The sequence below is a fragment of the Sorangium sp. So ce590 genome (assembly GCF_051521365.1).
Classification (GTDB): domain Bacteria; phylum Myxococcota_A; class Polyangia; order Polyangiales; family Polyangiaceae; genus Sorangium.
In genome coordinates this window covers 7019437-7042146 of record NZ_CP150346.1, presented here as the reverse complement: position 1 = coordinate 7042146, position 22710 = coordinate 7019437, and the positions used below count along the sequence as shown (strand labels likewise).

Below are 22710 nucleotides of genomic sequence, written 5' to 3'. Positions count from 1 at the left end.
ACCTACACGAACGCGGCGGCGACGACCGGCCCACGGTTGGGTGAGCGACCCGGAACGTCGGTCGGCTCGCCGAGCGCGGAGAGGAAGCGGGTGATGTTCCCTGGCTCGGTCACCAGGGCGACGAGCTTCATCCGCCCCTTGCAAGCTGGGCACTCGAGGACATCGATATCCGTGACCGAGCGGGCACGCGCCATGCGCGGCTGTGTTTTCCGCAGCCCGCGCCGGGCGTAAGCTCGTTGAGAACGATGAGCGAACGCTTCACATCGACGGAAACCTCGGTGCTTCTCCCCCGGCCGTGGACGCGCTGGATCGATCGCTTGTCGATCGCCGCGGTGATCGCGCCCGTCGTGACCTTGCTCGCTGGCGTGCTCCATCTGCCCGGCGCATTGATGGCGCTGCTCGCCGCGGTCGGCGGTTGGCTCGCGTGGCGCGCAGGGCCATGGCGGCTCGGCGCGCGCGATCGCGTCCCCGCGGCGATCGAGGCCGACGCGAGCGGCGTGCGTATGGGCGATCGCTTCCTTGCTCGGTCCGCGATCACGCAAGCGGTCCTCCTCCGGACCGGAGATCAAGCCCGCGTGCGTCTGTCCACGCGGCTCGGGCGCGACGTCGACCTCGTCATGGCCGACGAGGCCGATGGGCGTCGCCTGCTCCGCGCGATGGGCCTCGACGTCTCGCAATCGGTCGCGTCCTTCAGCGTCTCCTCGCTGGAGACCTTCAGGGGCGGCTGCAGGCTCCTGGCCGTGCTGCTCTCGCTGCTCGTCGTGACGACGATCGCAGGCGGCATCCTCGCGGCCGTTTTGCAGTCGGCCGTGCTGCTCGCCGCCATCCCGCTCGCGATGGTCGCCGCGACCATCCTCGCCGCGTGGCCCGCGAAGCTCCACGTCGGCGCCGATGGCGTGCTGCTCACCTGGCACTGGAAGCGCCGCTTCATCCCGTATTCGCGTCTCGCGCGCGCTTCGCGGTTCGAGCGCGCCTACAACAAGGGCACGATGGTCGGCGTCGAGCTCGCGCTCGTGACCGGCGAGGTCGTCTCCGTCCCTGTGACCTCGGGCCCGGCGGAGTCGACCATCGCGATGATCATCGAGCGGATCCGCGACGCATCGGAGCGCTCCGCCGATGGCAGCGTCACGGCGGCCGCGCTCGTGCGCGGGAGCCGGCCGACGTCCCAGTGGATCGCCCATCTCCGCGCGATCGGCGTGGGCGCGAACGTGAATCACCGTCGCGCGCCGATCGATCCCGCGCAGCTCTTCCGCGTGCTAGAGGACGGCGGGCAGCCGCCCCCGGTGCGCGTGGCCGCGGCGCTCGCGCTCGCGTCGCGCGGCGAAGAGGACACCCGCGCGCGCCTGCGCGTCGCTGCCGAAGCGACGGCCGCACCGAAGCTCCGCGTCGCGCTCGAGGCCGCGGCGGATCCCGCACGGGACGCCGAGATGCAAACCTTGCTCGAAGAGCTGGAGGAGGAAGAGCAAGAGAGCGCGCGGGCAGAATAGCGCGGAGGGTTGGGCCGCTGGGGGCTCCGATGGAGCAGGAGGGAGCGGCGGCAGCGGCGGCATCGCTGCCGCCACCCGACCCACCACCCCCGCCCTGGCGGATAGGACAAGCAAACGCGTTCCGCAAAGTCAAGATTCTCGGAGCCGTTCCTGACTCGTGCAGTCCGACGGTACGAGCTCATTGATAGAACGGGCCTTATGCGATCAGGCAGGTCTTCCACGCCTGAAACGCCTGGGATTACCGCGACGTAGCACCAAGCGGAAGGCATCCTACCGTATAGCTGTACCCTACTGGTCCAGCGCACAGAGGTTGCGATGCCAGGGGGCCGGGCGTGACATGTCACGCTGCCGGGCGTGACATGTCACGCTGCCGGGCGTGACATGTCACGCTCTATGAGCCGCTTGTCACGCTGGGCAGCGGCCTCCCGAACCCCCGCGCAGCCTGGATCGGTCGGTATATCCGTCGATTCCGCTGCTGATCGCGGGTCCGGTCCAGCGGGGGCGGCCATGGCACGTTCCCTGCTCTGACGATGGCAACGAGCAGGTCGCGCGGCTCTCGTCCGGCACACCCCGAACGATCCTGCCGAGTGACCGACGTCACGGATAAGAGGCCACCTGCACTCGTGGGATCCCGGGCCGCTCGACTCGAGCGGATGGGCTACCCACGGTGCCTGCTGCCATGTCCCACGCGCTCGTAAATGTAATGTTCCACGGACGAAACGCACCATTAACATCGCGCCCCAACACGAGGTATGACCATGTTTAGATTTGGCCGCGCGCTCGCTGCCCTGTCCCTCAGCGCCACCGCATGCATGCTGCCCGCGTGCGTCGCGATCGATGACTCGAGTGGAGCCGCAATCGACGAAGATGCCTCCGAAGAGATCGCGAGCGCCGAGTCGCCGCTCGCGCGTACTGGTGGGGATCGATTCTGGCCGAACGACAACATCGTCTACTGCTTTGCTCCGGCCGGGCTTTATTCGACTGTTCCGGAAGCGTGGAAGCCGAGTATTAGAAGCACCCTTGCGGAGATGGCGCGCCGATTGCCCGTCACGTTCACGGAAATCACCTGCCCCTTCTCACCCCTGCCATTCCAGCCGCATGTCGTGATCGCCCTAGGACTCAACGGCACAGGGGGGGTGTCGGACGAGATCGGCTACGACGGAGGAGCGCAAGTCGTCACGTTCTACCAAGATCCGAACGATCCGAATGCGCCGCCGAACGCGCCCACGGTGATGCACGAGATGCTGCACGTCGTCGGCCTGTTCCACGAGCAGTCCCGCTCGGATCGCTTGGACTACGTGACGATCAACAATTCCTGCATCAACGACAGCGACGAAGACCAGTATGAAACCAAGCCGGGCCAGGCCCTCACGTCGGGGGTCTACGATTATCAGAGCATCATGCACTACCCGACAGGGCAGTTTTGCGCCAGCAGCCGGCCGAGCTCGTGCAATATTTCGGATGGCATGGGCGGGACCTTCTGCGCGACGATCGTGAAGAAAGACGGATCGCCGATACTGTTTAATTCTGTGATGTCTCGAGAGGACATCAATTCGGTGTTCTATATGTACTCCAATCCATTCCCGACGCCCGCCAGCGATGATGGTGCGAGCAGAGCGGTCGCCATTGGCGACTTCGATGGCGACGGTTACTCCGACGTTGCAGTCGGTCTTCCGCTCAGGACGGTGGATGGCATGGCGGATGCGGGCGAGGTCCGTGTCTACAAGGGCACGAGCCGGGGAATTTATCGTTGGCAGACCCTCACCCAGAGCACCGCCAACTGGGCTACCGCGGAGGGCGGTGAATTCGGTAGGTCGCTCGCTGCAGCAGACATCGACAATGATGGTAGAAGCGAGCTGATCGTCGGTGCTCCGTACCTTGACGTCGATGGCCTGGATAGCGCGGGCGCGGTCGCCGTGTTCCGCCCCGACGATGTCGGCAAGCTGCAAGTCTGGCGCAAGTACACGCAGAAGACCCAGGGCGCCGACGTCGTGCGCGCCAATGCCCGGTTCGGCTTCGCGGTCGCGGCAGGTCGCATCGCGCAGACGTATACTTCCGGCTCTTCTGGGCCGACCGATCCGGCGCTGACGCTGGTCGTCGGCGCCCCGGGCACGGATGGCGCGGGGGCCGTGTTCTTGTACAGCCAGACCAACCCCGTGAGCGGGAGCTCCGTACGGCGCACGCAGAAGCTCGCTCCGGTCGCCGGCGGCCAGTTCGGCTCCGCCCTCGCCATCGGCAGCGTCACCGCCAATACCACGATCGACCTCGTCGTCGGTTCGCCCTTCAACACCCATGGCCAGATCGACGTGTTCAATGGCGCGGCCCCGGTCGCGGCATCCAACCTCTCGGCGCCGATAGTCACGCATTTCGAGAGTGTTCTCGGGCCCGATGCGGACACAATCGGGTTCGGCTATTCGATCGCGATCGGTGATTTTCGTGGAAGCAGCGCCAATGATATCGCCGTCGGCGCGCCGTGGACGCAAAACCTCAAAGGCGCAGTGTACGTCTACGAGTACGAGAACCTGTTCGCTGATCCGAACCTCTTCCATCGCAAGCAGACCCTCGTGCAGAATAGCACGCCTGAATCGGGGGACGTATTCGGTAGTTCGCTGGCCGCGGCGAACATCGTCGAGTCCACGCCGCAGCACGAGCTCATCGTCGGAGCGCCCGGGGAGGATTCGAACGTAGGGGCCATCTCGGTCTTCCAGGGGGGAGCCGCCTCTCTCCAAGGAGTCAAGTTTCTCCAGCAGAGCGACATCCCGATGCAGACGAACCAGGCCGGCGCCCGCTTCGGCGATGTGCTGGCCGCCGGAAGCATCAACGGCCTTGGCGACAGCGGCGTGACCAGCGACGATTTCGACGCCGTCCAGGGGCAGGGAATTCCCGACGTGGTGGTCGGCAGCCCGTACGCCGCCAGGTTCAGCCTCTTCTGGGGCGACACCGCCCTCGTGTTGAAAGGCCACCAGAAGTACTGACACGCGCAGGACGTGTGAGGGAGCTCGCTGGGCTCACCTCCGGGGCTTGCGTTCTGGCGAGCCCCGGAGGTGCGTCGCCGGAACGCAAGCCTCTCGGGTGAGCACCCAGGCGGATAGGACAAGCAAACGCGTTCCGCAAAGTCAAGATTCTCGGAGCCGTTCCTGACTCGTGCAGTCCGACGGTACGAGCTCATTGACAGAACGGGCCTTATGCGATCAGGCAGGTCTTCCACGCCTGAAACGCCTGGGATTACCGCGACGTAGCACCAAGCGGAAGGCATCCTACCGTATAGCTGTACCCTACTGGCCGATCCTGATTCGGGAACCAGCAATTCCAAGTGCTTGAACGGAAGGCTTGCAGAACGGCCTCTCCGTGCGCCCGTGGGCGCTGTGAACGAACCACCACGAGGAGGAGAGGCCGATGGGGACAATCTTCTTCGGCTTCGGTCCCGTCACAAGCGGGTGCTTCAGCAGCGAGCCCGCCGGCGGCTGACTACGAGGCGTTCCGGCGCGACTCGTTGTTCTTCGTCTCCGAGGGCGTCGTCGCGCCCATGGAGGTCGCGGCGCCGGACGCGCCCGCGGCGGCGCTGGACGTGCCCGCGGCGGAGCGCTCGCTCGACGACAGCCCGGCGCTCGTCTTCGCCTCGTTCTGCTGCTGCTCGCGGTACATCCGGATCTCGTTCCGCACGTCGGTCACGCCCGAGATCCGCTCCGCGAGCACCTCGAGCTGGTGCTTGAAGCGGCGCTCGCGGACGGTGCCGGAGAGGACGACCTCGCCGTTCTGCACCTTCACTTCGACGTCGCTCGCGTCGAGATCAGGGTCATCCGAGATCCGGTCGCAGAGGTCTTCCCGGATCCGTTCGTCCGAGCGCTTGTATCCTCTGGGCGGGCGGCCGCGCGAACCGCCGACGTTTCCGCCCAGTCCGACGGTCTGGAGGAAGCTCTGTCCGCCTGAGCCCTGTCCGCCGGAGGGCTGTTCGCCGGACGGATAGCCGTGATCGCCGCGGAAGCGTGACTCCTGGCCCGCGTACCCACGCTGGTGTCCTGATCGCTCGCTCCAGCCGCGCTCGTCGTCGGCCCACTGCCGGAGGCCGCCCCGGGCTCCGTAGCCTTCGTGCTGGCCGCCGCCGAAGCCTCCCTGGCCACCGAAGCCGCCCTGGCGGCCACCAGATCCACCCTGGCCACCGAATCCACCCTGGCCGCCGAAGCCGCCCTGGCCGCCCTGGCTGCCGCCGAATCCACCCTGACCACCGAAGCTGCCCTGGCCGCCGCCGTAGCCATCCTGGCCGCCACCGTGGCCGCCCTGGCTGCCCCCGAATCCGCCCTGGCCCTGGCCGCCGTAGCCGCCCCGGCCGCCGCCGAGCTCGCGCTCACCGCCGAAGTGACCCTGGCCGCCATAGCCGCTCTGGCCGCCGCCGAACCCGCGCTCACCGCCGAAGTGGCCCTGGCCGCCATAGCCGCTCTGGCCACCCAATCCGCCCGGGCCACCGAAGCCGCGCTGGCTGCCCCCGAATCCACCCTGGCCGCCGCCATAACCGCCGAGTCCACCCTGGCCACCGAAGCTGCCCTGACCGCCGTGACCGCCCTGACCGCCGCCAGATCCGCCCTGGCCGCCGCCGTGACCGCCTTGGCTGCCGCCGAAGCCGCCTTGGCCGCCGTGGCCGCTCTGGCCGACGCCGAAGTGACCTTGGCCGCCGTGACCGCCCTGGCCGCCGCCGAAGCCGCCCTGGCCGCCACAGAAGCCGCCCTGGCCGCCTCCGTGACCACGCCCGGAGCCAAGATCGTCGCGACTTCCTCGCTGGACGTCATCCCGCGGGGCGCCCGAGGCCTGGCGCGGGCCTCCGTGATCCTCGCGCTCTGCCCAGCCGCGATCCTGCCGGCCCCCCCAGCCGCGCTCGCCGCCGTCGCCGCGCTCACCCTCGTGACCGCGGCCGCCGAACTCCCGCTGATCCCACCCGCCGCGGAAGTCGTGCTGACCGCCTCGGGAATGGCGCTGATCGTCTCGCTGGACGACTTGCTCGTAATTGCCACGATGCCCGTAGCTAGCATCGCCCGAGGCCCCGCGCTCGCCTCGATATCCATCCTCCCCTCGCTGTCCCTGGTGCCGCCCAGACCTCTCCTCGTCGTGCGTCCGCCCGTCGTTATGTTCCTCGTCGATCCAACCCTGACGATTCGGCATGACTCCTCCGCCTTCCTCGCGATACGAGCGACACGGCAGCGAAGTCGCGTCGCTCCTCTCTCGTGATCCAGTCGACGCTCGGTCGACGCTCGGGGGCACGAGGGACAGCAGTGATCGGGCCGCCTGCTCTGCGCGCCTGTCCGGCGCCGCGTGACCTGAAAATGGCCCAGGCCCCGATGCCCCGGCGCGCCCGGACATCGCAAGGGGTATTCCAGGCCATGCGGGCCGATGTTTCACTCCGATTTCAGGAAGATTACGCCCCGCCGCGCACGCGCCGAGGTGCAAAGTGCCTCATGCCAGAGCGACAAAGCGTCTCATCGAGACGTTGTGCCACAGCCACGACATCGCGAGTTAGGGCTCTCCCTGAGATGGCCTAGGGAGTCGACGCAGGCAATCGGACACAGCGGCGCCGGCGCCGCCGCTCACCTCGGCGCGCGCAGCGCCTCGAGGATCCCGTCCAGCCGCTCGACGATCGCCCGGCCCTGATCCTGTGTGCCCTGCGGCGCGCCGAGCGCGGAGGTCGCGAGCGCCGGGCCCATCGTCATCACGAAGGAGGCGATCGCCTTGCCCGCGGCGGTGTGCGCGAAGCGGTCGACGTAGCCGCCGGACAGGCAGGTCGAGATGAACAGGAGGGCGTCCAGGAAGCTGGCGCACCGTGGGTTCTCGCCGTGCTCGGCCTGGTAGAACAGGTACGAGCTCCCGAGGATCATCACCGCGAGCGAGTCGACAGGATCCCGCGCCATGGCGTCGCGGCAGCGCCGCTTCAGCTGGTCGTAGGAGAGCTCGCCCGCTCCCCCGGCGGCGAGGCCCAGCGCGAGCAGGGCGACCGCGCCGCGCAGCCGCTCGTCCCGGCCGAGCGAAGGGGCCGCGGGCGCGACGTCCTGCACGATCTTCGTTGCGGCGAGCGCTGACAGGTCTCCCAAGGCGTGCCCTCCCGGCCGCGCCGGGGGTCACGGCGCAGGATCCATGTCTCGCACGGACGCGCGCCGAAGGGAACGGTCGTGCGCCGCACCGAAAATCCATGCGCTTGCCGCGCCGAAAATCCATGCGCTTGCCGCGCCGAAAATCCATGCGCTTGCCGCGCACCCGTGATTACCCTCCCGCCTTCCTCGGAGCTCCCATGCCGGCCCAGAGAAGCGTGACGAGATGGCTCGAACGGGCGCCCGCCCCGGTGTTCTCGGCGTTCGCCATGCTCGCCGCGTTCGCGACGTACTTCTGCATGTACGCCTTTCGCAAGCCGTTCGCGGTCGGGACCTTCACGGGCGCGGTCGCGCTGCCGCTGCTCCCGGACCTCGATCTGAAGAGCTTTTACATCATCGCTCAGGTGATCGGGTACTGCGCCTCGAAGTTCCTCGGCATCAAGGTCGTCTCCGAGATGCGGCCCGAGCGGCGCGCCCTCGCCATCCTCACGTGCATCTGCGTGAGCGAGGCGGCGCTCGTCCTGTTCGCGCTCGTCCCCACCCCGTACGCCGCCCTCTTCCTCGTGCTGAACGGGCTGCCGCTCGGCATGGTCTGGGGGCTCGTCTTCGGCTTCCTCGAGGGCCGCCGCGTGAGCGACCTGCTCGGCGCCGGCCTCTGCGCCAGCTTCATCGTCGCCAGCGGCTTCGTGAAGACCATCGGCAAACTGACGCTCGGCTGGGGAGTGCCGGAGGTGTGGATGCCCGCGGTGACGGGCGCGCTCTTCTTCCCGCCGCTGCTCCTCTCGGTGTGGATGCTCGCGCAGATCCCGCCGCCCACGGCCGACGACGAGGCGCTCCGGACGCGGCGCGCGCCGATGGACCGCGCCGCGCGGCGCGCGTTCGTCGCGGCGAACGCCGGCGGGCTCGCGACCCTGGTCCTCGGCTACATCGTCCTCACGGCCTACCGCGATTTCCGGGACAATTTCGCCCGCGAGATCTGGGACGCCCTCGACTACGCCGATCAGCCGGCGATCCTGACGACCGCCGAGATCCCCGTGGCCATCGGCGCGCTCGTCTCTGTCGCGGTGATGATGGGGATCCGGAGCAACCGCACGGCGCTCGTCGTGGTCCACGGCATCATGGTCGCCGGCGCGGTGCTCGCCGGGCTGAGCACCGCGCTCTACCAGGCGGGCGTCATCGGCCCGGTCGCCTGGATGATCAGCGTCGGGCTCGGGCTCTACGTGGGGTATGTCCCGTTCAACTGCGTGCTCTTCGACCGGCTCATCGCCGCGGTGGGCTCGGTGGCGACGGCGGGCTTCCTGATCACCGCGGCCGACGCGTTCGGCTATCTCGGGAGCGTGGCGCTGCTGCTCTACAAGAGCTTCGGCCAGGCGAAGCTCTCGTGGATCGAGTTCTTCGTCGGCTTCAGCTACGCCACCGCCTCCCTCTGCGCGGCGCTCTTCGCCGCGTCGGCGGCGTACTTCTGGCTGCGCACGCGCGCCCCGGTCCCCGGCGCGCGCCCGGCGGTCGACGCCTGAAGCCCCGCGCGGCAGCGCTCCTCCAGCTCCGTATCCCCGAAGCTCGTCCCCGCTGTCGTGGGGGGATGAAGCGTTGGGACCATAGAGGCACAGAGGGGACAGAGAGAGTGAGATCTCTGTCCCCTCCGGGAGCGCAGGGGGAAGGGGCTCAGTTGACCGGCGGGATCTCGGTCTTGCAGCCGACGCGGAGCTGGACCTGGCCGCCCTCCTGGAACCGGGTGCAGGTCGCGGGGCACATCACGATCTTCGTCGGCGCGCCGCCGGTCGCGGGGTCGACGTCGTAGTACCAGCCGCCGGCGGCCGCGTCGCAGCTCGCCTCGTCGGCCACGTAGAAGATTGTCGACTCGGCGCCGCCGTTCGGCGAGGTGTGCTGGACGTTGAGCGTGTCGTAATCGAGCGTCTGCCCGGCCGACGGCGCGGGGACCTGGTACTCGCACGCCAGGCTCTTGCCGCGGATCGCGCTGAGCGCGTCGAGGAAGGCCTGCGTCACGTCCTCGTTCGTGTCGATGAAGAAGGCCGACTCCGTCCCGCCGCCCTCGGCGATGCGGTCCATCGTGGCCTGGGCGCCGTCGTCGTTGCCGTCGAAGACGCCGATCACGAAGGTGGAGATGCTCGGCGTGCCGCTCACCCCCTCGGCCGCGAGCGCCGCCAGGCCGTCGGCGTCCTTCGGCTTGCACTCGGTGGGCATCCCGTCGGTGGCGAGCACGGCGACGACCCGGTGGGTCGGGTTCGCCTCGGCGTGCGCTCGGGCCTGCGCGAGCGCGCCGGACAGGGCGCCGGCGGTGGGCGTGCCCCCGACGGGATCCGTCCGGGCGATCGACCGGACGAGCACCTCGGCCCGCGCGGCGTCGAGCGGCTCGATCGAGACGGCGGGCGTCGCGTAGTCCTCGGTGACGCACGAGTCCGGGTTCGCGCAGCTGCTCCGGGTCACCCTCATGCACGTGCCCCCGCGGTTGGCGCAGGTCGCTCCCACGTCCGCGCAGAGATCGCCGTTGCGGGAGCAGACGCCGAGGTCCACGCACGCGTCGCTCTCCGAGCAGTCCGCGTCCGTGGCGCAGTACTCCGCCATCCTCGTGGGGAACGTGTCGCGACAGACCCGGAGCGCGCACGGCCCGTTGTCGCCGCACTGCGCGTTTGTCGTGCAGGATCGAGGCACGTCGTCGTCGGGCAGCGGGAAGTACTGGAGCCCGACGCCGATCCCCTCCGATTGCGAGTCGGTGAAGAAGGCCTCGAGCGCCTCGGTGACGGCGTCCCACTTGGTGACGCCCCCCGCGAGCCGCTCGTCCATCGACCCGGACGCATCGAGCATGATGTAGAGGTCGAGCGGCACGATCTCGGCGGTGCTCGACTCGCCCGCGCACGAGGCGTCGCCGCCGGCGCCATCTCCCGTGCCGGTGCTGTTCCCGGCGTTGGTTCCTCCCGGTTCATCGGGGCCGTAGCCGGTCTCGGAGCTCGTCCCCGAGCCGGTCTCGGAGCTCGTCCCCGAGCCCGCGCCGGCCCCAGTCGCCGCCACGCCCCCGGTCCCGCCGCCGGCGACCGAGCCGCCATCGGCCCCACCGCAGGCCGCGAAGATCGCGCAGATCCCCGTCGCGGCGAGCGCCACCATCGTTGAGCGGTTCTCCATGAACAGAATCGAAACACCCCTACAGCGCTTTGTCGAGTGCGTTGGTCCGAGCCGCTGTCTGGAATCTGGAATCTGGTCGGGTGTGGTGCTGGGTGAGACGCTTCGAGCGAGGTGAGTGGAACCCCGATATTCAAGCGTGGCTCGGGACACAGGATTGCCGCGAAGCACAGGATTGCTCCGAGGGCAGGGGGCTCTGGAGCGCAGAGGTGCCTGGAGCGCAGGGCGCTCCGAGGCACAGGGGTGCTGCGGACTCAGGATCGCTCCGTCGCACAGGGCTGCTGCTGACTCAGGGCTGCTGCTGACTCAGGGCTGCTGCTGAATCAGGGCTGCTTCTTCGGACCCACGAGGCTGCGGAGGACGGCGCGGGCGACCTCGGCTCCTGTCGCGTCTCGCAGGCTCACGGGGATCGGGTATTCCCTGCGTTCGCTCGTGTCCGGGACAGGGCACTCGCAGACGGCGCGGAGCGTCCCGCGCGCCTTCTTCAGGTACTCGATCGAGAGGCCCGCGACGATGAACCGCGCGTCGTCGGGCAGCGCGTAGGCCAGCGCCGTGTTGGCGGTGAGCTCGGCGAGGTTGACGAGCGCGACGGCGTGCACCGAGCGGAGGTGGTTGCGCAGCCCGGGCCGGTCGCGCATCGATACCTCCGCGCGGCCGCGCTCGAGGACCTCGATGTCGGCCCGGATCGTCCCGGTGTACGGCGCCATCGCGCCGATGAGCCGGCTGAACAGGCGCTTGCCCCCGGGCAGGAGGTGCAGCCTGTCCCAGAGCTCGCGGATGGTGTTGCGGCGCGAGCTCGCCGCGATGGCTGCGAGAGAAAAGTCAGAGAGGTTCATGCGCTGGATCCGCGTGGCAGCGCCAGGGTGCCCCAAGTCGCCCGCGCACGCACCCGGAATGTTGCTCCCCCGCTCCCGTCGCGAAGCGAGGCGGCAGCCTGTCCGGCACGCCACGGAGCAGCGCAGATACATCGGTTGCGCAGCGAACAGCGCCCGCGCTTCGGCGCCGATGCCGCGAGCGTGATGGGCAGTGCTGGCGCGCGGCCACACGGCTGGGGCCGCCCGCCGCGCCCGCTCCTGGCTCGCGCCACGGGACGATCTCGGCAGATCCCGCCGGCCAGCGCTTACGTCCCAAGGCCCCTCCTTCAGGGTCCTGGAGCGAGCCGGAAAGATTCATTCACCAGAAGAATTGTACGCGTGAATATTATTCGAATTTCGGATGGATCCAGGGACGCCTCGAGACGCCGCCGGCGCGAGGATCCCGCGCGGATCCAGGCCTCCATGCGCTCGCGAGCGGTCGCCAGGCCCCCGCGCTCGCCGCTCGTGGCCTGCCCCGAGCGGCAATCCCCCCTCCGTGCCCGGAATTTTTCTTGTGTATGACACGACCTCGCCGCCCGGGCCAAGGTGGTCCACCCGAGAAGGAGCGAGCCTTCGAGCTGCTCTTTCGTGAAAAAACATTCATGCTCGTCTGGCGCTGGCTGACGCGCCTGGGAGTTCCCCTGCGCGACCGTGCAGACCTCGCGCAGGACGTCCTGCTTTCTGCGTATGTGAGCTTCGACAATTACAAACCTGAGATCTCCCGGCCCGAGCGCTGGCTGAACCGGATCGCGGTTCACACCGCCGCGCACTACCGGGAGCGCGCCCGGCACCGCTACGAGGAGCTGGTGCAGGAAGAGGAGTTCCCGGTCCTCGTCGACGAGTCCAAGAGCGCGGACGAGCTGTTGATCTCGGACCAGGAGCGCCTCATGGTGATCGAGCTGCTGCATCGGCTCGACGTGGACGCGCACTCGATCCTTGTCGAGCACGACCTCGAGGGCGTCCCGATGGCGGATCTCGCGCAGCAGCGCGGCATCCCGCTGTCGACGGCGTACAAGTGGCGCGCGCGCGCCATGGCCATATTCCACGATCTCATCGCGAAGCGCCGGCGCGAGGAGCGGAAGAAAGAGGGCCCGCGCTTCGTGCTGCCCCTGGATCCGGCGGCGCTCTTCGCCACCACCCAGGTCGCGCCGCGCATGCCCGACGACGTCCAGCTGTCGATCCTCCGCCGCGTGCAGGAGTCGGCGCGGGCGCTCAAGGAGGGCAGCGCAGGGAAGACCGGCGTCGGCAAGGCGCTGAACGAAGCCGCGGCGTGGCTCAAGGGGCTCGTGAAGCTCGCCCAGCAGGTGCTGCCGAGCGTGGGCGTCGGGCCCCTCGTCGCCGCGCCCGTCGTGGCCACGGCGGCGGCCGGGGCGCTCTGGCTGGCGCTCCGGACCCCGGAGCAGCCGCCGCCACCGACGGTGAGGCACCTCGCGCCCGCGATCATCACCGCCGTGCATCCTTCGCCGCCGCCCGTCGAGCCGACGGCGCCGCCCGAGGAGCCGGCGCCGCCCGAGGAGCCGCCGGCCCCGGAGCCCGTCCAGGCGCCGCCGAGGCGCACCCCGGTCGAGCGGCGAGCGCGCGTCCCCGCGCCCGACAGGGAGGAGCGCGCTCCGGCGCCGGTCGCGCCCGAGGTGCCCGCGGTCGAGGGCGAGGTGCCCGGCAGCAGCCTCGACATCGCCCTGTTCGAGGCGTGCAGCGCGGCGGTGCAGCGGCGCGAGCCGACCCGGGCGATCGCGGCGCTCGAGCGCTACGAGCGCGAGATGCCGCAGAGCGCCTTCGGGGTGGAGCGGAAGGTGCTCTGGATCCGGGCGCTCCTGCTCGCGGGGCGCCGCCCCGAGGCGCGCACGCTGCTCGACGAGGCCCTGCTCGATCCCGCGATCGACAGGCGCCTGCTCGACGAGCTGGACGAGGCCTTGCCCGATCCTTAGAGCGCGCGCCGCGCGGCGCGGCGGCTCAGTCGCCCGCGTACGTGCCGAAGCTCGCCCGGCCGCTCGTGGAGACCTGCGGGGCGGCCTGGCCCACCTGCACGACCGCGGAGACGAACGCGGCCGGCTTGAGCCCTTCGTCGGGCCCCGCCTCGTTGGTGATGTACTCCAGCCCGATCCCCGCCAGGAAGCCGAACGACGTGGTGTTGCCCCCCGAGCCGAGGATCGGGACCGTCGGCGCGACGCCCACGTAGCCGAGCAACCCGACCCGCCCCTCGCCGAGCGTCTGCACGAAGCCACCGAGCTGCGCCGCGACCGGGAAGGCCCGGCGCTCCACCGGGTCGTAGCGATCGACAGCGAGCGCCACGCCGACCGCGCTGAGCACGCTCCGCGTGACGAGGGGCTTCTCCACCCACGGCGCGCGGGTGACCTGCAGGGTCGCGAGCATCGCCGGGACGGTCAGGTAGGCGCGGAAGCAGCTCCCCGCGGCGTCCAGCGTCTCGAAGTTGTCCTCCCCGCACAGCGGGACCGAGTGGATCGCCACCGAGCCCACGAGCCGCCGGGCGCGCTCCGGATCGCCGGGCTCGCTCGAGCGGAGCGAGCTCGCGACGCGGCCCGCGTCGGAGACGAGCACCACCTTGCCTTGCGGGCTCAGCGGATGGCTGTAGACGGCCAGCCGGAGCCGCGCGTCCCCGTCGAAATCCTCTGCGAGCGGCGGCAGCGGGAACTCCGCGCTGCTCGGCGTGACGATCCACGTGCCGTCCTGGAGGAGCTCGATCGGTGCGCCGCCCCGCAGCTGGTCGGTGCGCGTCAGCGAGACGTGGAGCGCGAGCGGCGCCACGAGGCGGTGCTTCGTCTGGCCCGTCAGCCGGATCCGGCAGTTGCCCAGCCGGAGCGGCGCCGGCGAGATGACGACCGCGCCGTGCGCGAGCGGCTGCGGCCCGGGGCGCGACGGATCCACGTCGGGCGCCCGGCGCGGCGGCAGGGCGCCGAGCGGCGGCGCCGGCGAGGGGGCCTGCGCCGCCGCCGGACCGGCCGCGGCGCGCGGAGGCGCCCGGCCCCCCGGCGGGGCGGCGGCCGGGGGCAGGGGCCCGGGCGGACGGTGGCTCCCCGGCGGGGCGCCCCCGAGATCCGCGCGCTGCGCGATCGGCGTGGGGCCGCAGTCGACCTTCAGGTCGTCGGCGAGCGGATCGGGGAAGAGCAGCCGCGCGGGGTTCGACTCGACGAGGTTCTCGAGCGGCGGGATCGTGACCCGGTACGTCGCGTTGACCACGTTGCCCGCCGCGGGCGCGTGGAGGTTGAAGGCGGAGACGCGGAGCCAGCCGCCGCCCGGGAAGACGCGGAGCACCTTGCCGTCGGGGCGCCCGCAGGCGCCCGAGGCGACCTCGAGGACCGGCACCGTGAACGTGCGCTGGAACGGCTGCACCCGGGCGTTGCCGCAGCTGTCGACGATGGCGAGGTAGTGGAAGTCGGCCATCTCCGACTGCTTCGGCCACTGCATGCCCAGCGTGAGCTCGCCCGCGTCGGCCGGCGGCGGCTCGGGCCGGCCGTCGCGGCAGACGTCGACGCGCTCGGGCGACGGCGCGGCCGGCGCGCCGGAGGGGGACCTCGCGGCCTCGGCGACCGGCCGGTAGGCGCAGACGTGCCGGTACGAGCGGCGGCCGAGGAGCACCGGATCGAAGTCGAGCAGGCGCTGGCCGTCCTCGCTGAGCCGCCCCCAGATCGTGAGCGGGAGGGGCAGCGTCGGGGTCTGGAGCTTGATCGAGCGCAGGACCTGGTCGCCGACGGGGCTCTGCCCGGGCTCGCCGGTCTGCGCCGCGCAGCCGCCGCCGCTGCAGAGCCAGCGGCCGCCGCGGCGGGCCGCCTCGATCGGGACCGGATCGGTGTCGCGGACGGTCATCCAGACGCGGCGCGCGTCCGGGAAGATCTCCGGTCCGCCCGCCGACGACGCCGCGGCGCCGGCCGTGCCCGCCGGGGCGCGCACGACCTGCAGGCTGCCGCCGAAGTCGGCGGGGACGGCCATCGGCAGCGCGCCCGCCGCGCTCCGCGCCGAGGCCGAGCCCCCCGCGGGCGCGTCGCCCTCGCCGGCGTCGCCCTCGGGCTCGTCCTGCGCCGGCGCGGTGGCGGGCGCCGCGAGCGCGACCGCGAGCGCGGTGATCGATAGGAATATCGAGGACTTGCGTGCACTCACGGCGAGCCCTCCCCTTCTTCCTCGGGCTCCGGTTCGGGCTCCGGTTCGGGCTCCGGTTCGGGCTCCGGTTCGGGCTCGGGCTCCGGCTCGGGCCTCGGCTCGGGCTCGACGACGGTGATGGGCTCCGAGGAGCACTCCGGGCGCGCGAGCAGGCGCGGCGTCACCCGCAGCACCGTCGTCCCCGGCGCGACCGCGATGCCCTGGATGATCGTCGCCTCGCTCTCCTCGCCGCGCAGGGTCACGGACGCCCCGCCGAGCGCGATCACCTGGTCGTCGTCGACGGTGAGGTCGACGGGGACGGCGATGCGCACGCGCTCGGCGTTGTAGGCGCTCACCTCGAAGAGATCGCCCGGCGTCCCCGCGGTCACGACGCTCCGGAGGGAGCGCACGCGGAGCAGGCGCGGCTCGGGGTCGACGGTGAGCGAGGGGTTCGGCTCGATCGCCTTCTGCCCCGAGCTCACGGCGAGCTTGACCTCGCCGCCGAGGTCGCTGAAGCACAGGGTGAAGGGCGGGCTCTCCCCGGTCGCGCCGAGCAGCACGCGCAGGCGCGTGGCCCGCTCGCGGCAATCCGGGGCGAGCGAGAGGGCGGCCTCGCTGTGCAGCGACTCGATGATCACGGGGGCGTGCTCCACCACGCCCGGCGCGTCCTGGGGGGGCGACGCGCGGACGCGCGCCTCGCGCGACCGGATCGCGCCCGGCCGCCAGGTGGCGCCGAGGTCGTCCGGCAGGGGGCCGAGCGTGCACGCGAGGGGCAGGTACGTCGCGAGCACCCGGTCGCTGTCGCCGAGGCCCCCCGCGATGAGCGCGAAGTTTGTGGCGTCCTCCGGCAAGCCCGCGGGGAGCACCGTGATCGAGAGCTCCTCGGTGCGGTCGGCCCAGGCGACGACGAGCCGCGCCTCGCCGGACCAGTCGCCCTCGGAGGCCGCGGTGAGGCCGGCGTAGCCCTGCGTGCCGGCGGTGCAGCGGAACGCGCCGTCCTTCATGCCGCACGAGGCCCGGTCGCCCTCCGCGCCGTCCGCCGGGTGCAGCGCGAGCGCCTCGCTCGGGACCACGCGGACCTCGACGTAGGCGCCGTACGCCGGCTCGTTCGCCTCGGTGAGCTTGAGCGAGACGTCGGTGCGCCACGGGCCCTGGCGGGGCGGCACCGGCCTGCCCGTCGCGTCGAGCGTGTCGGCCGCGAACAGCGGTCCGGCGACGTCGGCGCGGAGCTCGACCTGCCCGCTCCCGGCGAGGGGGTAGCCGCGCTCGATGCAGGCGGCGGCGAGGACGAGCGCGCCGCCGCCCGCCGCGAGGAGCGCCGCGCCGGGTCGGCGTGGACGACGGGCGCGCGCGGCGACGGGCAAGGCCGGTCGAGGTGCGCTCACTTCTGGTAGATCTCGGTGTACTCGGTCCCGAGCGGGTGGCGGTGCCACGCATAGGCGCTCTGCGGGAACCCGCTCTCGTCCGTGTAATCGCACGGGCCCAGCTCCCATTCGGTGTGCCAGACGCTCGCGCCCGTCGCGGGGTCGACGGACATCGCGTGGGCGGTCACGTCGCTCTCCGGCTCGCCGGGGTCGTGCACCATGCGCGTCTCGTCGTCGAGGTAGCGCTCGAGGACGGCGACGGGGATGCGCGCGACGCGCTTGCCGGGCATCGGGATGAGGAACACGTCGTTCTTGTCAACGGGGCTGGTCATGGCGCTCTCTCCTGGCGAGCGGCGAGGGGGCGGCCCTCCGGGCGCGGAGCGCCGGCTCCCGGATCGCGCGCCGCGCTGGAGCGCGGGCTCTGGGTGGTGCTCGGCGCTGTCCCTCCACGCTGTCTCGATCATACCCGCTTCGCGCGGCGCGCGGGAGCGCTTCGCGCGGCGCGATCCGCCTCCGGCTCACCGCGACGGCGCGACGGCGCGACAGCTGTTCTCCGTCGACCGCCAGGGAGCGCCCGCTCACCACCCTGGTCGGCAGCGGCCGAGGGCGGGCCGCGGGCGCCGTGTGGTAGGCTGCCGGCGCCGCGGGCCCTCGCGAGATCGTGTCCCTACCGCGGCCGCCCGATGCGCTCCCCAGATCGCCTGATCGTCCTCGGTGGCCGCTACCGTCTCCTGAGCGAGATCGGTCGGGGCGGCGCGGGCGTTGTCTACATGGCCGACGACCTCGACGGCGGCGGCCGGGTCGCGGTGAAGGTCCTGCTCCGGACGCACGCGGCCGGAGACGCGGCGGCTTCCCGCTTCCAGCGCGAGATCCGGGCGATGCGGCTCCTCGACGCGCCCGGGTTCGTGCGCATGCTGGACGCCGGCGTCGCCCCCGAGCTCGACGGCGCGCCCTTCCTGGTGATGGAGCTGCTCCAGGGCCACGACCTCGAGCACCTCGTCACCACCCAGGGCAAGCGCTCGCCCGTCGAGGTGCAGCGCTGGCTCGGCGAGGTCGCCGACGCCCTCGAGGTCGCCCACGCGCAGGGCCTCTTCCACCGCGACCTCAAGCCCGCGAACCTCTTCCTCGCGATCGGCGACGACGGCCGGGAGCGCGTGAAGATCCTCGATCTCGGGCTGGTCAAGGAGATCGAACCCGGCGCGCTCGGCGCGTCGGGCAGCATCACGGCGACGGGCATGGCCATCGGCACGCCCATCTACATGGCCCCCGAGCAGGCGCGCGGGCGCTCGGACCAGCTCGGCCCCGCGGCGGACGTGTGGGCGATCGGGCTCATCGTCGTGCGGCTCCTGACCGGCGACATCTACTGGACCGCGAACAGCATGGCCGAGCTGATGGTGGCGCTGCTCGTCATGCGGCTCTACCCGCCGTCGACGCGCTGGCGGTGGCTCCCGCCCGCGTTCGACGCATGGTTCTTGCGGTCGTGCGACCGCGACCCCGCCGGGCGCTTCCCTTCGGTCCGCGAGCAGAGCCTCGAGCTGCGCGCCGCGCTCGAGGCGGTCAGGGTGCCCGCCGAGCCGCCCGGCGCGGGGGGGCCGTGGTCGGCTGGAGGCCCCGCGGAGACCGACATGCTCCGCACCTCCACGATGGAGCTTGCGGGGACGGTCGAGGCCCCCTCCCAGCCTTTCCCCGGCGGCACACCCCACGATCCCGGCCCGCTACCGGCGTGGCTGGGCGCCCCGCCGCCGGGCCCTCCGCCGCCGCAGGGCGCCCCGCCGCCGCTGGGCGCCTCGCCGCCGCTGGGCGCCTCGCCGGAGGCCGAGCGGCCTCGCCACAACCTGCCGGTCCAGCGCACGCCGTTCGTGGGCCGCGCCCGCGAGCGCGCCGAGATCGCCGCGCTCCTGCTCGATCCGGGGGCCGGCCTGCTCACGCTCACCGGCGTCGGCGGCACCGGCAAGACCCGGCTCGCGCTCCAGGTCGCGGAGGACCTCGTCCCCGTGTTCCCCGGCGGCGTCTGCTTCGTCCCCCTCGCGTCGCTGCGCGAGCCGGCGCTCGTGCCCTCGGCGATCGCGCAGGCGCTCAGCCTCGGCGACGGCGGCGCGCGGCCGGATCTGGAGCGCGTTGTGCATTTCCTCCGCGACCGCCGGCTCCTGCTCCTGCTCGACAACCTCGAGCACCTGACGGCCGCGGCGCCGGCGATCGCGCACCTCGCCGCGAGCTGCTCGCGCCTGTCGCTCCTCGTGACGAGCCGCGCCGCGCTGAACCTCTCGGGCGAGCGGCGCTACGTCGTGCCGCCGCTGGAGCTGCCGGAGCCGCGCGGGATCACGGCCTCTGCCGCGCTGGCCAGCTCGGCGGTGAGCCTGTTCTGCCGCCGGGCCTCCGCGATCAAGCCCGGCTTCCAGCTCGGCCCCGAGAACGTCGCCGAGGTCGTGGAGATCTGCGCGCGCCTCGACGGCCTGCCGCTCGCGATCGAGCTCGCCGCCTCGCGCCTCCGGGTCCTCACCCCCGCGGCGCTGCTCGCGCGCCTCCGCGACCGCGGCGCCGCCGGGCGTCCCTCCGGGGCCGCGGGCTCGTTCCGCCTGCTCACGGGCGGCGCGCGCGACCTGCCCGAGCGCCAGCAGACCATGCGGGCCGCCATCGACTGGAGCTACGGCCTGCTGGAGCCGGAGGAGCAGCTCGCCTTCCGCACGCTCGCCGTCTTCGCGGGCGGCTTCTCGCTGGCCATGGCGGACCCGATGTGCGCCTTCCGCGACCCGGCGCTCGACACGCTCGGGATCCTCGAGTCGCTGATCGACAAGAGCCTGCTGCTCCAGGCCGCGGGCGAGGAGCCCCGGTTCCAGATGCTCGCGATCCTCCGCGAGTACGGCCTCGATCGGCTCGCGGAGGAGGGCGCCGCCGCGGCGTGCAACCGGCGCTTCGTGGAGCTCTCGCTGGAGCTCGCCGAGCGCGCGGCCGAGGCGCTCCGCGGGCCCGAGCAGGCCGCGTGGCTCGCCGCGCTCGACCTCGAGCACGACAACCTCCGCCTCGCCCTGGAGCTCGCGATCGAGGGCGGAGACGCGGGCGCTGCGGTCCGGCTCGCCGCCGCGATGGCGCGGTTCTGGTACATCCACGGGCACTACCAGGAGGGCCGCGCGTGGCTCCGCCGGGCGCTCGGGGCCGCCGCGGGCGTCGCGCCCGAGCACGTGGCCCCGGCGCTCCGGGGCGCGGGGACGCTCGCGCTCCTCCAGTGCGACTACCGCGAGGCGCGCGCGCTGCTCGAGCGGGGCGCGGCGCTCTACCGCGAGCTCGGGGACGAGCGCGGGCTCGCCTCGGTGATCCAGATGCTCGGGAGCGTGGCCCGCGAGCAGGGCGACTACGAGCGCGCGCTCTCGCTGCACGGCGAGAGCCTCGCGCTGGCCACGCGCCGCGGCGACACGCTCGAGGCGGCGCGCGCGCTCGGCTACTCGGGCTTCGCGGCGTGGCTCTCGGGCGACACGGCGCGCGCGGAGGGCGCCTGCCGCCTCGCGCTGCCGGAGCTCCGCAGCGCGGGCGATCGCGAGGGGACCGCGACGGCGCTGCTCTACCTCGGCTGCGCGGCGTTCTACCGCGAGGATCTCGACGAGGCGGCCCGCCTTTGCGAGGAGAGCGAGGGCCTGTCGCAGCAGGTGAAGTTCAAGGAGGGGATCGCCTGGACGAGCAACCTCCTGGGGCTCGTCGCGATCGAGCGCGGCGATCTCGTCCTCGCGGGCCGGCGCCTGCGGGCGAGCCTGCGGCTGCACCGGGAGCTCGGCGATCTCTGGCGGTCGGCGAGCGTCCTGGAGGCGCTCGCGCGCGCGGCGGTGTGGGCGGGCAAGCCGGAGCGCGGCGCCCGCCTCCTCGGCGGCGCGGCGGCGCTCCGCGAGGCCATCGGCACGCCGGTGCCGCCCATCGAGCGGCCGGCGCTCGTCGCGTGCGCCGGGGCCGCGCGCGCGGCGCTCGGGGATGCCGTCCACGAGGCGCGCTTCGCCGAGGGCCGGGGGGCCGGGCTCGACGCGACGATGGCGGCGGCGCTCTCGGAGTGAGCGGGCGCGCGCCGCGGTCGTTCAGCGCTCGCCCGGGTCGTGCGCCGCCGCTTCGCCCCGCCCCGCGGCCCGGCCGAGACGCTCGGCCAGACGGCGGAGGACCTCGATGAGCTCCCGCGGCTCGTGCACCTCGAAGTCGAACCCCATGAACCCGAGGTGGAACGCGAGCGCCTCGAGGCTCCCGCCGCCGGTGTGGACCACGCAGCGGTCCGGCCCCAGCGGCTCGATGCGCCCTGCCACGCCGGACAGCTGCGTCGAGACGGCGTCCGCGGCGGCGTGCACCGTCACGCGCGCGCGGAACGGGTACGCGTCCGTCGAGACCGACTGCGACACGTAGGCGGCCACGTCCTCGGCGGGCAGCGGGCGCGGCTTGAAGCGACCGCCGGTCCTCGGCCTGCCCTGGATGCGATCGACGCGGAACGTCCGCCACGCTCCCCGATCGAGGTCGTACGCCAGCAGGTACCAGCGGCGGCTCGTGTGCACGAGCCGGTAGGGCTCGACGACGCGCGCGCTCGCCGTGCCGTCGTGGCTGCTGTACTCGAAGCGCAGGACCTCGGAATCGCGGCACGCGTTCGCCATCACGGCCAGCGCGTCCGCGTCGAAGCCGGGCCCGCCCTCGCCGAGCCGCACGCTCACGGCATCGAGCGCGCTCACCTTGCGCCGGAGCCGCTTCGGGAGCACCTGCTCGAGCTTCGCGAGCGCGCGGACCGACGCCTCCTCCAGCCCCTTCACCGGGCCGGTCGCGGCGGCGCGCAGCCCCACGGCGACGGCGACCGCCTCGTCGTCCTCGAGCGGCAGCGGCGGCAGCTCCTTGCCGGCGCCGAGCTGGTAGCCGCCGCCGATCCCGGGGGCCGCGTGCACCGGGTACCCGAGGCTCCGGAGCCGGTCCACGTCGCGCCGGACGCTGCGCTCGGTGATCTCGAGCTCGCGGGCGAGCTCGCCGCCCGTCCAGAAGCGCCGGGACTGGAGCCGCGACAGGAGCTTCAGCAGGCGCGCGGAGGTCTGGATCACGTGCCGCTCCTCATCGGTGAACCTTGCGGACCGAATCTGTCCGCAATCGAGTGTAGCCTCCTCTCAACCCGCGGGCGAGGCGCCTGAAGGCGCCCCGCCCCCCTCATCCCTGGAGTTACCGCCCATGAGCAACGCCGCTTCCGCGCAAACCACGACGACCCTCGGCCCCCGGACCCACAGGGGAAGCTGCGCCTGCCGCGCCGTTCGCTTCGAGGCCGACTTCGACCCGAGCGCCGGGACGACGCAGTGCAACTGCACCATCTGCGCGAAGACCAGGTGGTGGGGCGTCATCGTGAAGCCGAGCGCCTTCCGTCTCGTCGCCGGCGAGGAGGTCCTCGGCGACCACTCGCGGTCCGAGGCCGGCCACGCCCGCTTCTGCAAGACCTGCGGGATCCGCGTCTTCGGCCACGGCAACCTCCCTGAGCTCGGCGGGGAGTATTGCTCCGTGAACCTGAACTGCCTCGACGACGCGGATCTCTCCGGCGTGCCGGTGATCTACTTGGACGGTCTCCACGACACGTGGGAGCAGCTCGCCGTCGCGCCGTACGTGGACCCGGTCACGGCCGCGAAGAGCGCTTGAGGCGAAGGCCGGCGGGCCGCCTCCTCCCGTGGGCGGCGGCTCACCGGCCCTCGAAGCCGCAGCGCGCCTG

Annotated in this window: 16 protein-coding genes; 7 read left to right on the top strand and 9 right to left on the bottom strand. The window is 72.1% G+C overall.

The features are described from left to right. Positions 1-2: 2 nt before the first annotated feature. Positions 3-194, bottom strand: a complete 192-nt coding sequence (locus WMF28_RS26255) for a hypothetical protein (RefSeq protein ID WP_437596059.1) — start codon at positions 192-194, stop codon at positions 3-5. A gap of 84 nt (positions 195-278) precedes the next feature. Between WMF28_RS26255 and WMF28_RS26250 the strand changes: the two genes are divergently transcribed. Together WMF28_RS26250 and WMF28_RS26245 are read left to right on the top strand one after the other, a co-directional pair. Beyond that, positions 279-1487, top strand: a complete 1209-nt coding sequence (locus WMF28_RS26250) for a hypothetical protein (RefSeq protein ID WP_437596058.1) — start codon at positions 279-281, stop codon at positions 1485-1487. A gap of 758 nt (positions 1488-2245) precedes the next feature. After that, positions 2246-4462 carry a M12 family metallopeptidase gene (locus tag WMF28_RS26245; protein WP_437596057.1) on the top strand — a complete coding sequence of 739 codons (2217 nt, stop codon included), beginning with the start codon at positions 2246-2248 and terminating at the stop codon, positions 4460-4462. 493 nt (positions 4463-4955) lie between these two features. Here the strand turns inward: WMF28_RS26245 and WMF28_RS26240 are convergent, their stop codons facing one another. After that, entirely contained in the window at positions 4956-5318 is a 363-nt protein-coding gene (locus tag WMF28_RS26240) for a BON domain-containing protein (RefSeq protein WP_437604313.1), read from the bottom strand. Positions 5319-5576: 258 nt separating this feature from the next. Between WMF28_RS26240 and WMF28_RS26235 the strand changes: the two genes are divergently transcribed. Beyond that, a complete protein-coding gene (locus WMF28_RS26235; protein WP_437604386.1) occupies positions 5577-6707 on the top strand; it encodes a hypothetical protein in 1131 nt (376 codons plus the stop codon). Between the two features lie 356 nt (positions 6708-7063). Here the strand turns inward: WMF28_RS26235 and WMF28_RS26230 are convergent, their stop codons facing one another. Continuing rightward, positions 7064-7564, bottom strand: a complete 501-nt coding sequence (locus WMF28_RS26230) for a hypothetical protein (RefSeq protein ID WP_437596056.1) — start codon at positions 7562-7564, stop codon at positions 7064-7066. Between the two features lie 197 nt (positions 7565-7761). Here WMF28_RS26230 and WMF28_RS26225 point away from each other — a divergent pair, with 197 nt between their 5' ends. Then, the gene (locus WMF28_RS26225; RefSeq protein WP_437596055.1) at positions 7762-9078 is read left to right on the top strand and encodes a DUF5690 family protein; all 1317 of its coding nucleotides are present in this window, start codon (positions 7762-7764) and stop codon (positions 9076-9078) included. A gap of 148 nt (positions 9079-9226) precedes the next feature. Here WMF28_RS26225 and WMF28_RS26220 read toward each other — a convergent pair whose 3' ends face one another. Together WMF28_RS26220 and WMF28_RS26215 are read right to left on the bottom strand one after the other, a co-directional pair. Beyond that, positions 9227-10702: a hypothetical protein gene (locus tag WMF28_RS26220; RefSeq protein ID WP_437596054.1), complete on the bottom strand. Its 1476-nt coding sequence runs from the start codon at positions 10700-10702 to the stop codon at positions 9227-9229. Between the two features lie 320 nt (positions 10703-11022). Next, positions 11023-11535: a hotdog fold domain-containing protein gene (locus tag WMF28_RS26215; RefSeq protein ID WP_437573822.1), complete on the bottom strand. Its 513-nt coding sequence runs from the start codon at positions 11533-11535 to the stop codon at positions 11023-11025. A gap of 620 nt (positions 11536-12155) precedes the next feature. Between WMF28_RS26215 and WMF28_RS26210 the strand changes: the two genes are divergently transcribed. Then, a complete protein-coding gene (locus tag WMF28_RS26210; protein ID WP_437596053.1) occupies positions 12156-13481 on the top strand; it encodes an RNA polymerase sigma factor in 1326 nt (441 codons plus the stop codon). 25 nt (positions 13482-13506) lie between these two features. Here the strand turns inward: WMF28_RS26210 and WMF28_RS26205 are convergent, their stop codons facing one another. From WMF28_RS26205 to WMF28_RS26195, 3 genes are read right to left on the bottom strand one after another with little or no spacing between them, the layout of a single operon-like run. Beyond that, positions 13507-15669 carry a hypothetical protein gene (locus tag WMF28_RS26205; protein WP_437596052.1) on the bottom strand — a complete coding sequence of 721 codons (2163 nt, stop codon included), beginning with the start codon at positions 15667-15669 and terminating at the stop codon, positions 13507-13509. Next, positions 15666-17033 (bottom strand): hypothetical protein, encoded by a 1368-nt coding sequence (locus WMF28_RS26200; protein ID WP_437596051.1) that lies wholly within the window; start codon positions 17031-17033, stop codon positions 15666-15668. Before WMF28_RS26200 ends, WMF28_RS26205 begins: the two co-directional genes overlap by 4 nt. Next, entirely contained in the window at positions 17030-17344 is a 315-nt protein-coding gene (locus WMF28_RS26195; RefSeq protein ID WP_437596049.1) for a hypothetical protein, read from the bottom strand. Before WMF28_RS26195 ends, WMF28_RS26200 begins: the two co-directional genes overlap by 4 nt. A gap of 351 nt (positions 17345-17695) precedes the next feature. Between WMF28_RS26195 and WMF28_RS26190 the strand changes: the two genes are divergently transcribed. Further along, on the top strand, positions 17696-21049 hold the full coding sequence (locus WMF28_RS26190) for a protein kinase domain-containing protein (RefSeq protein ID WP_437596048.1): 3354 nt from the start codon (positions 17696-17698) through the stop codon (positions 21047-21049). A 21-nt stretch (positions 21050-21070) separates the two neighbouring features. On the opposite strand, the gene WMF28_RS26185 is transcribed toward WMF28_RS26190, so the two are convergent. Then, on the bottom strand, positions 21071-22060 hold the full coding sequence (locus WMF28_RS26185) for a helix-turn-helix transcriptional regulator (RefSeq protein ID WP_437596047.1): 990 nt from the start codon (positions 22058-22060) through the stop codon (positions 21071-21073). Positions 22061-22184: 124 nt separating this feature from the next. On the opposite strand from WMF28_RS26185, the gene WMF28_RS26180 reads away from it, so the two are divergent. Beyond that, positions 22185-22640, top strand: a complete 456-nt coding sequence (locus WMF28_RS26180; RefSeq protein ID WP_437596046.1) for a GFA family protein — start codon at positions 22185-22187, stop codon at positions 22638-22640. Positions 22641-22710 lie beyond the last annotated feature (70 nt).

Bases quoted from the DNA above. Each gene is read 5' to 3' on its own strand.
- WMF28_RS26180 (WP_437596046.1), top strand. From the start codon at position 22,185: ATGAGCAACGCCGCTTCCGCGCAAACCACGACGACCCTCGGCCCCCGG.
- WMF28_RS26195 (WP_437596049.1), bottom strand. From the start codon at position 17,344: ATGACCAGCCCCGTTGACAAGAACGACGTGTTCCTCATCCCGATGCCC.
- WMF28_RS26255 (WP_437596059.1), bottom strand. From the start codon at position 194: ATGGCGCGTGCCCGCTCGGTCACGGATATCGATGTCCTCGAGTGCCCA.
- WMF28_RS26225 (WP_437596055.1), top strand. From the start codon at position 7,762: ATGCCGGCCCAGAGAAGCGTGACGAGATGGCTCGAACGGGCGCCCGCC.
- WMF28_RS26220 (WP_437596054.1), bottom strand. From the start codon at position 10,702: ATGGAGAACCGCTCAACGATGGTGGCGCTCGCCGCGACGGGGATCTGC.
- WMF28_RS26215 (WP_437573822.1), bottom strand. From the start codon at position 11,535: ATGAACCTCTCTGACTTTTCTCTCGCAGCCATCGCGGCGAGCTCGCGC.
- WMF28_RS26245 (WP_437596057.1), top strand. From the start codon at position 2,246: ATGTTTAGATTTGGCCGCGCGCTCGCTGCCCTGTCCCTCAGCGCCACC.
- WMF28_RS26210 (WP_437596053.1), top strand. From the start codon at position 12,156: ATGCTCGTCTGGCGCTGGCTGACGCGCCTGGGAGTTCCCCTGCGCGAC.
- WMF28_RS26190 (WP_437596048.1), top strand. From the start codon at position 17,696: ATGCGCTCCCCAGATCGCCTGATCGTCCTCGGTGGCCGCTACCGTCTC.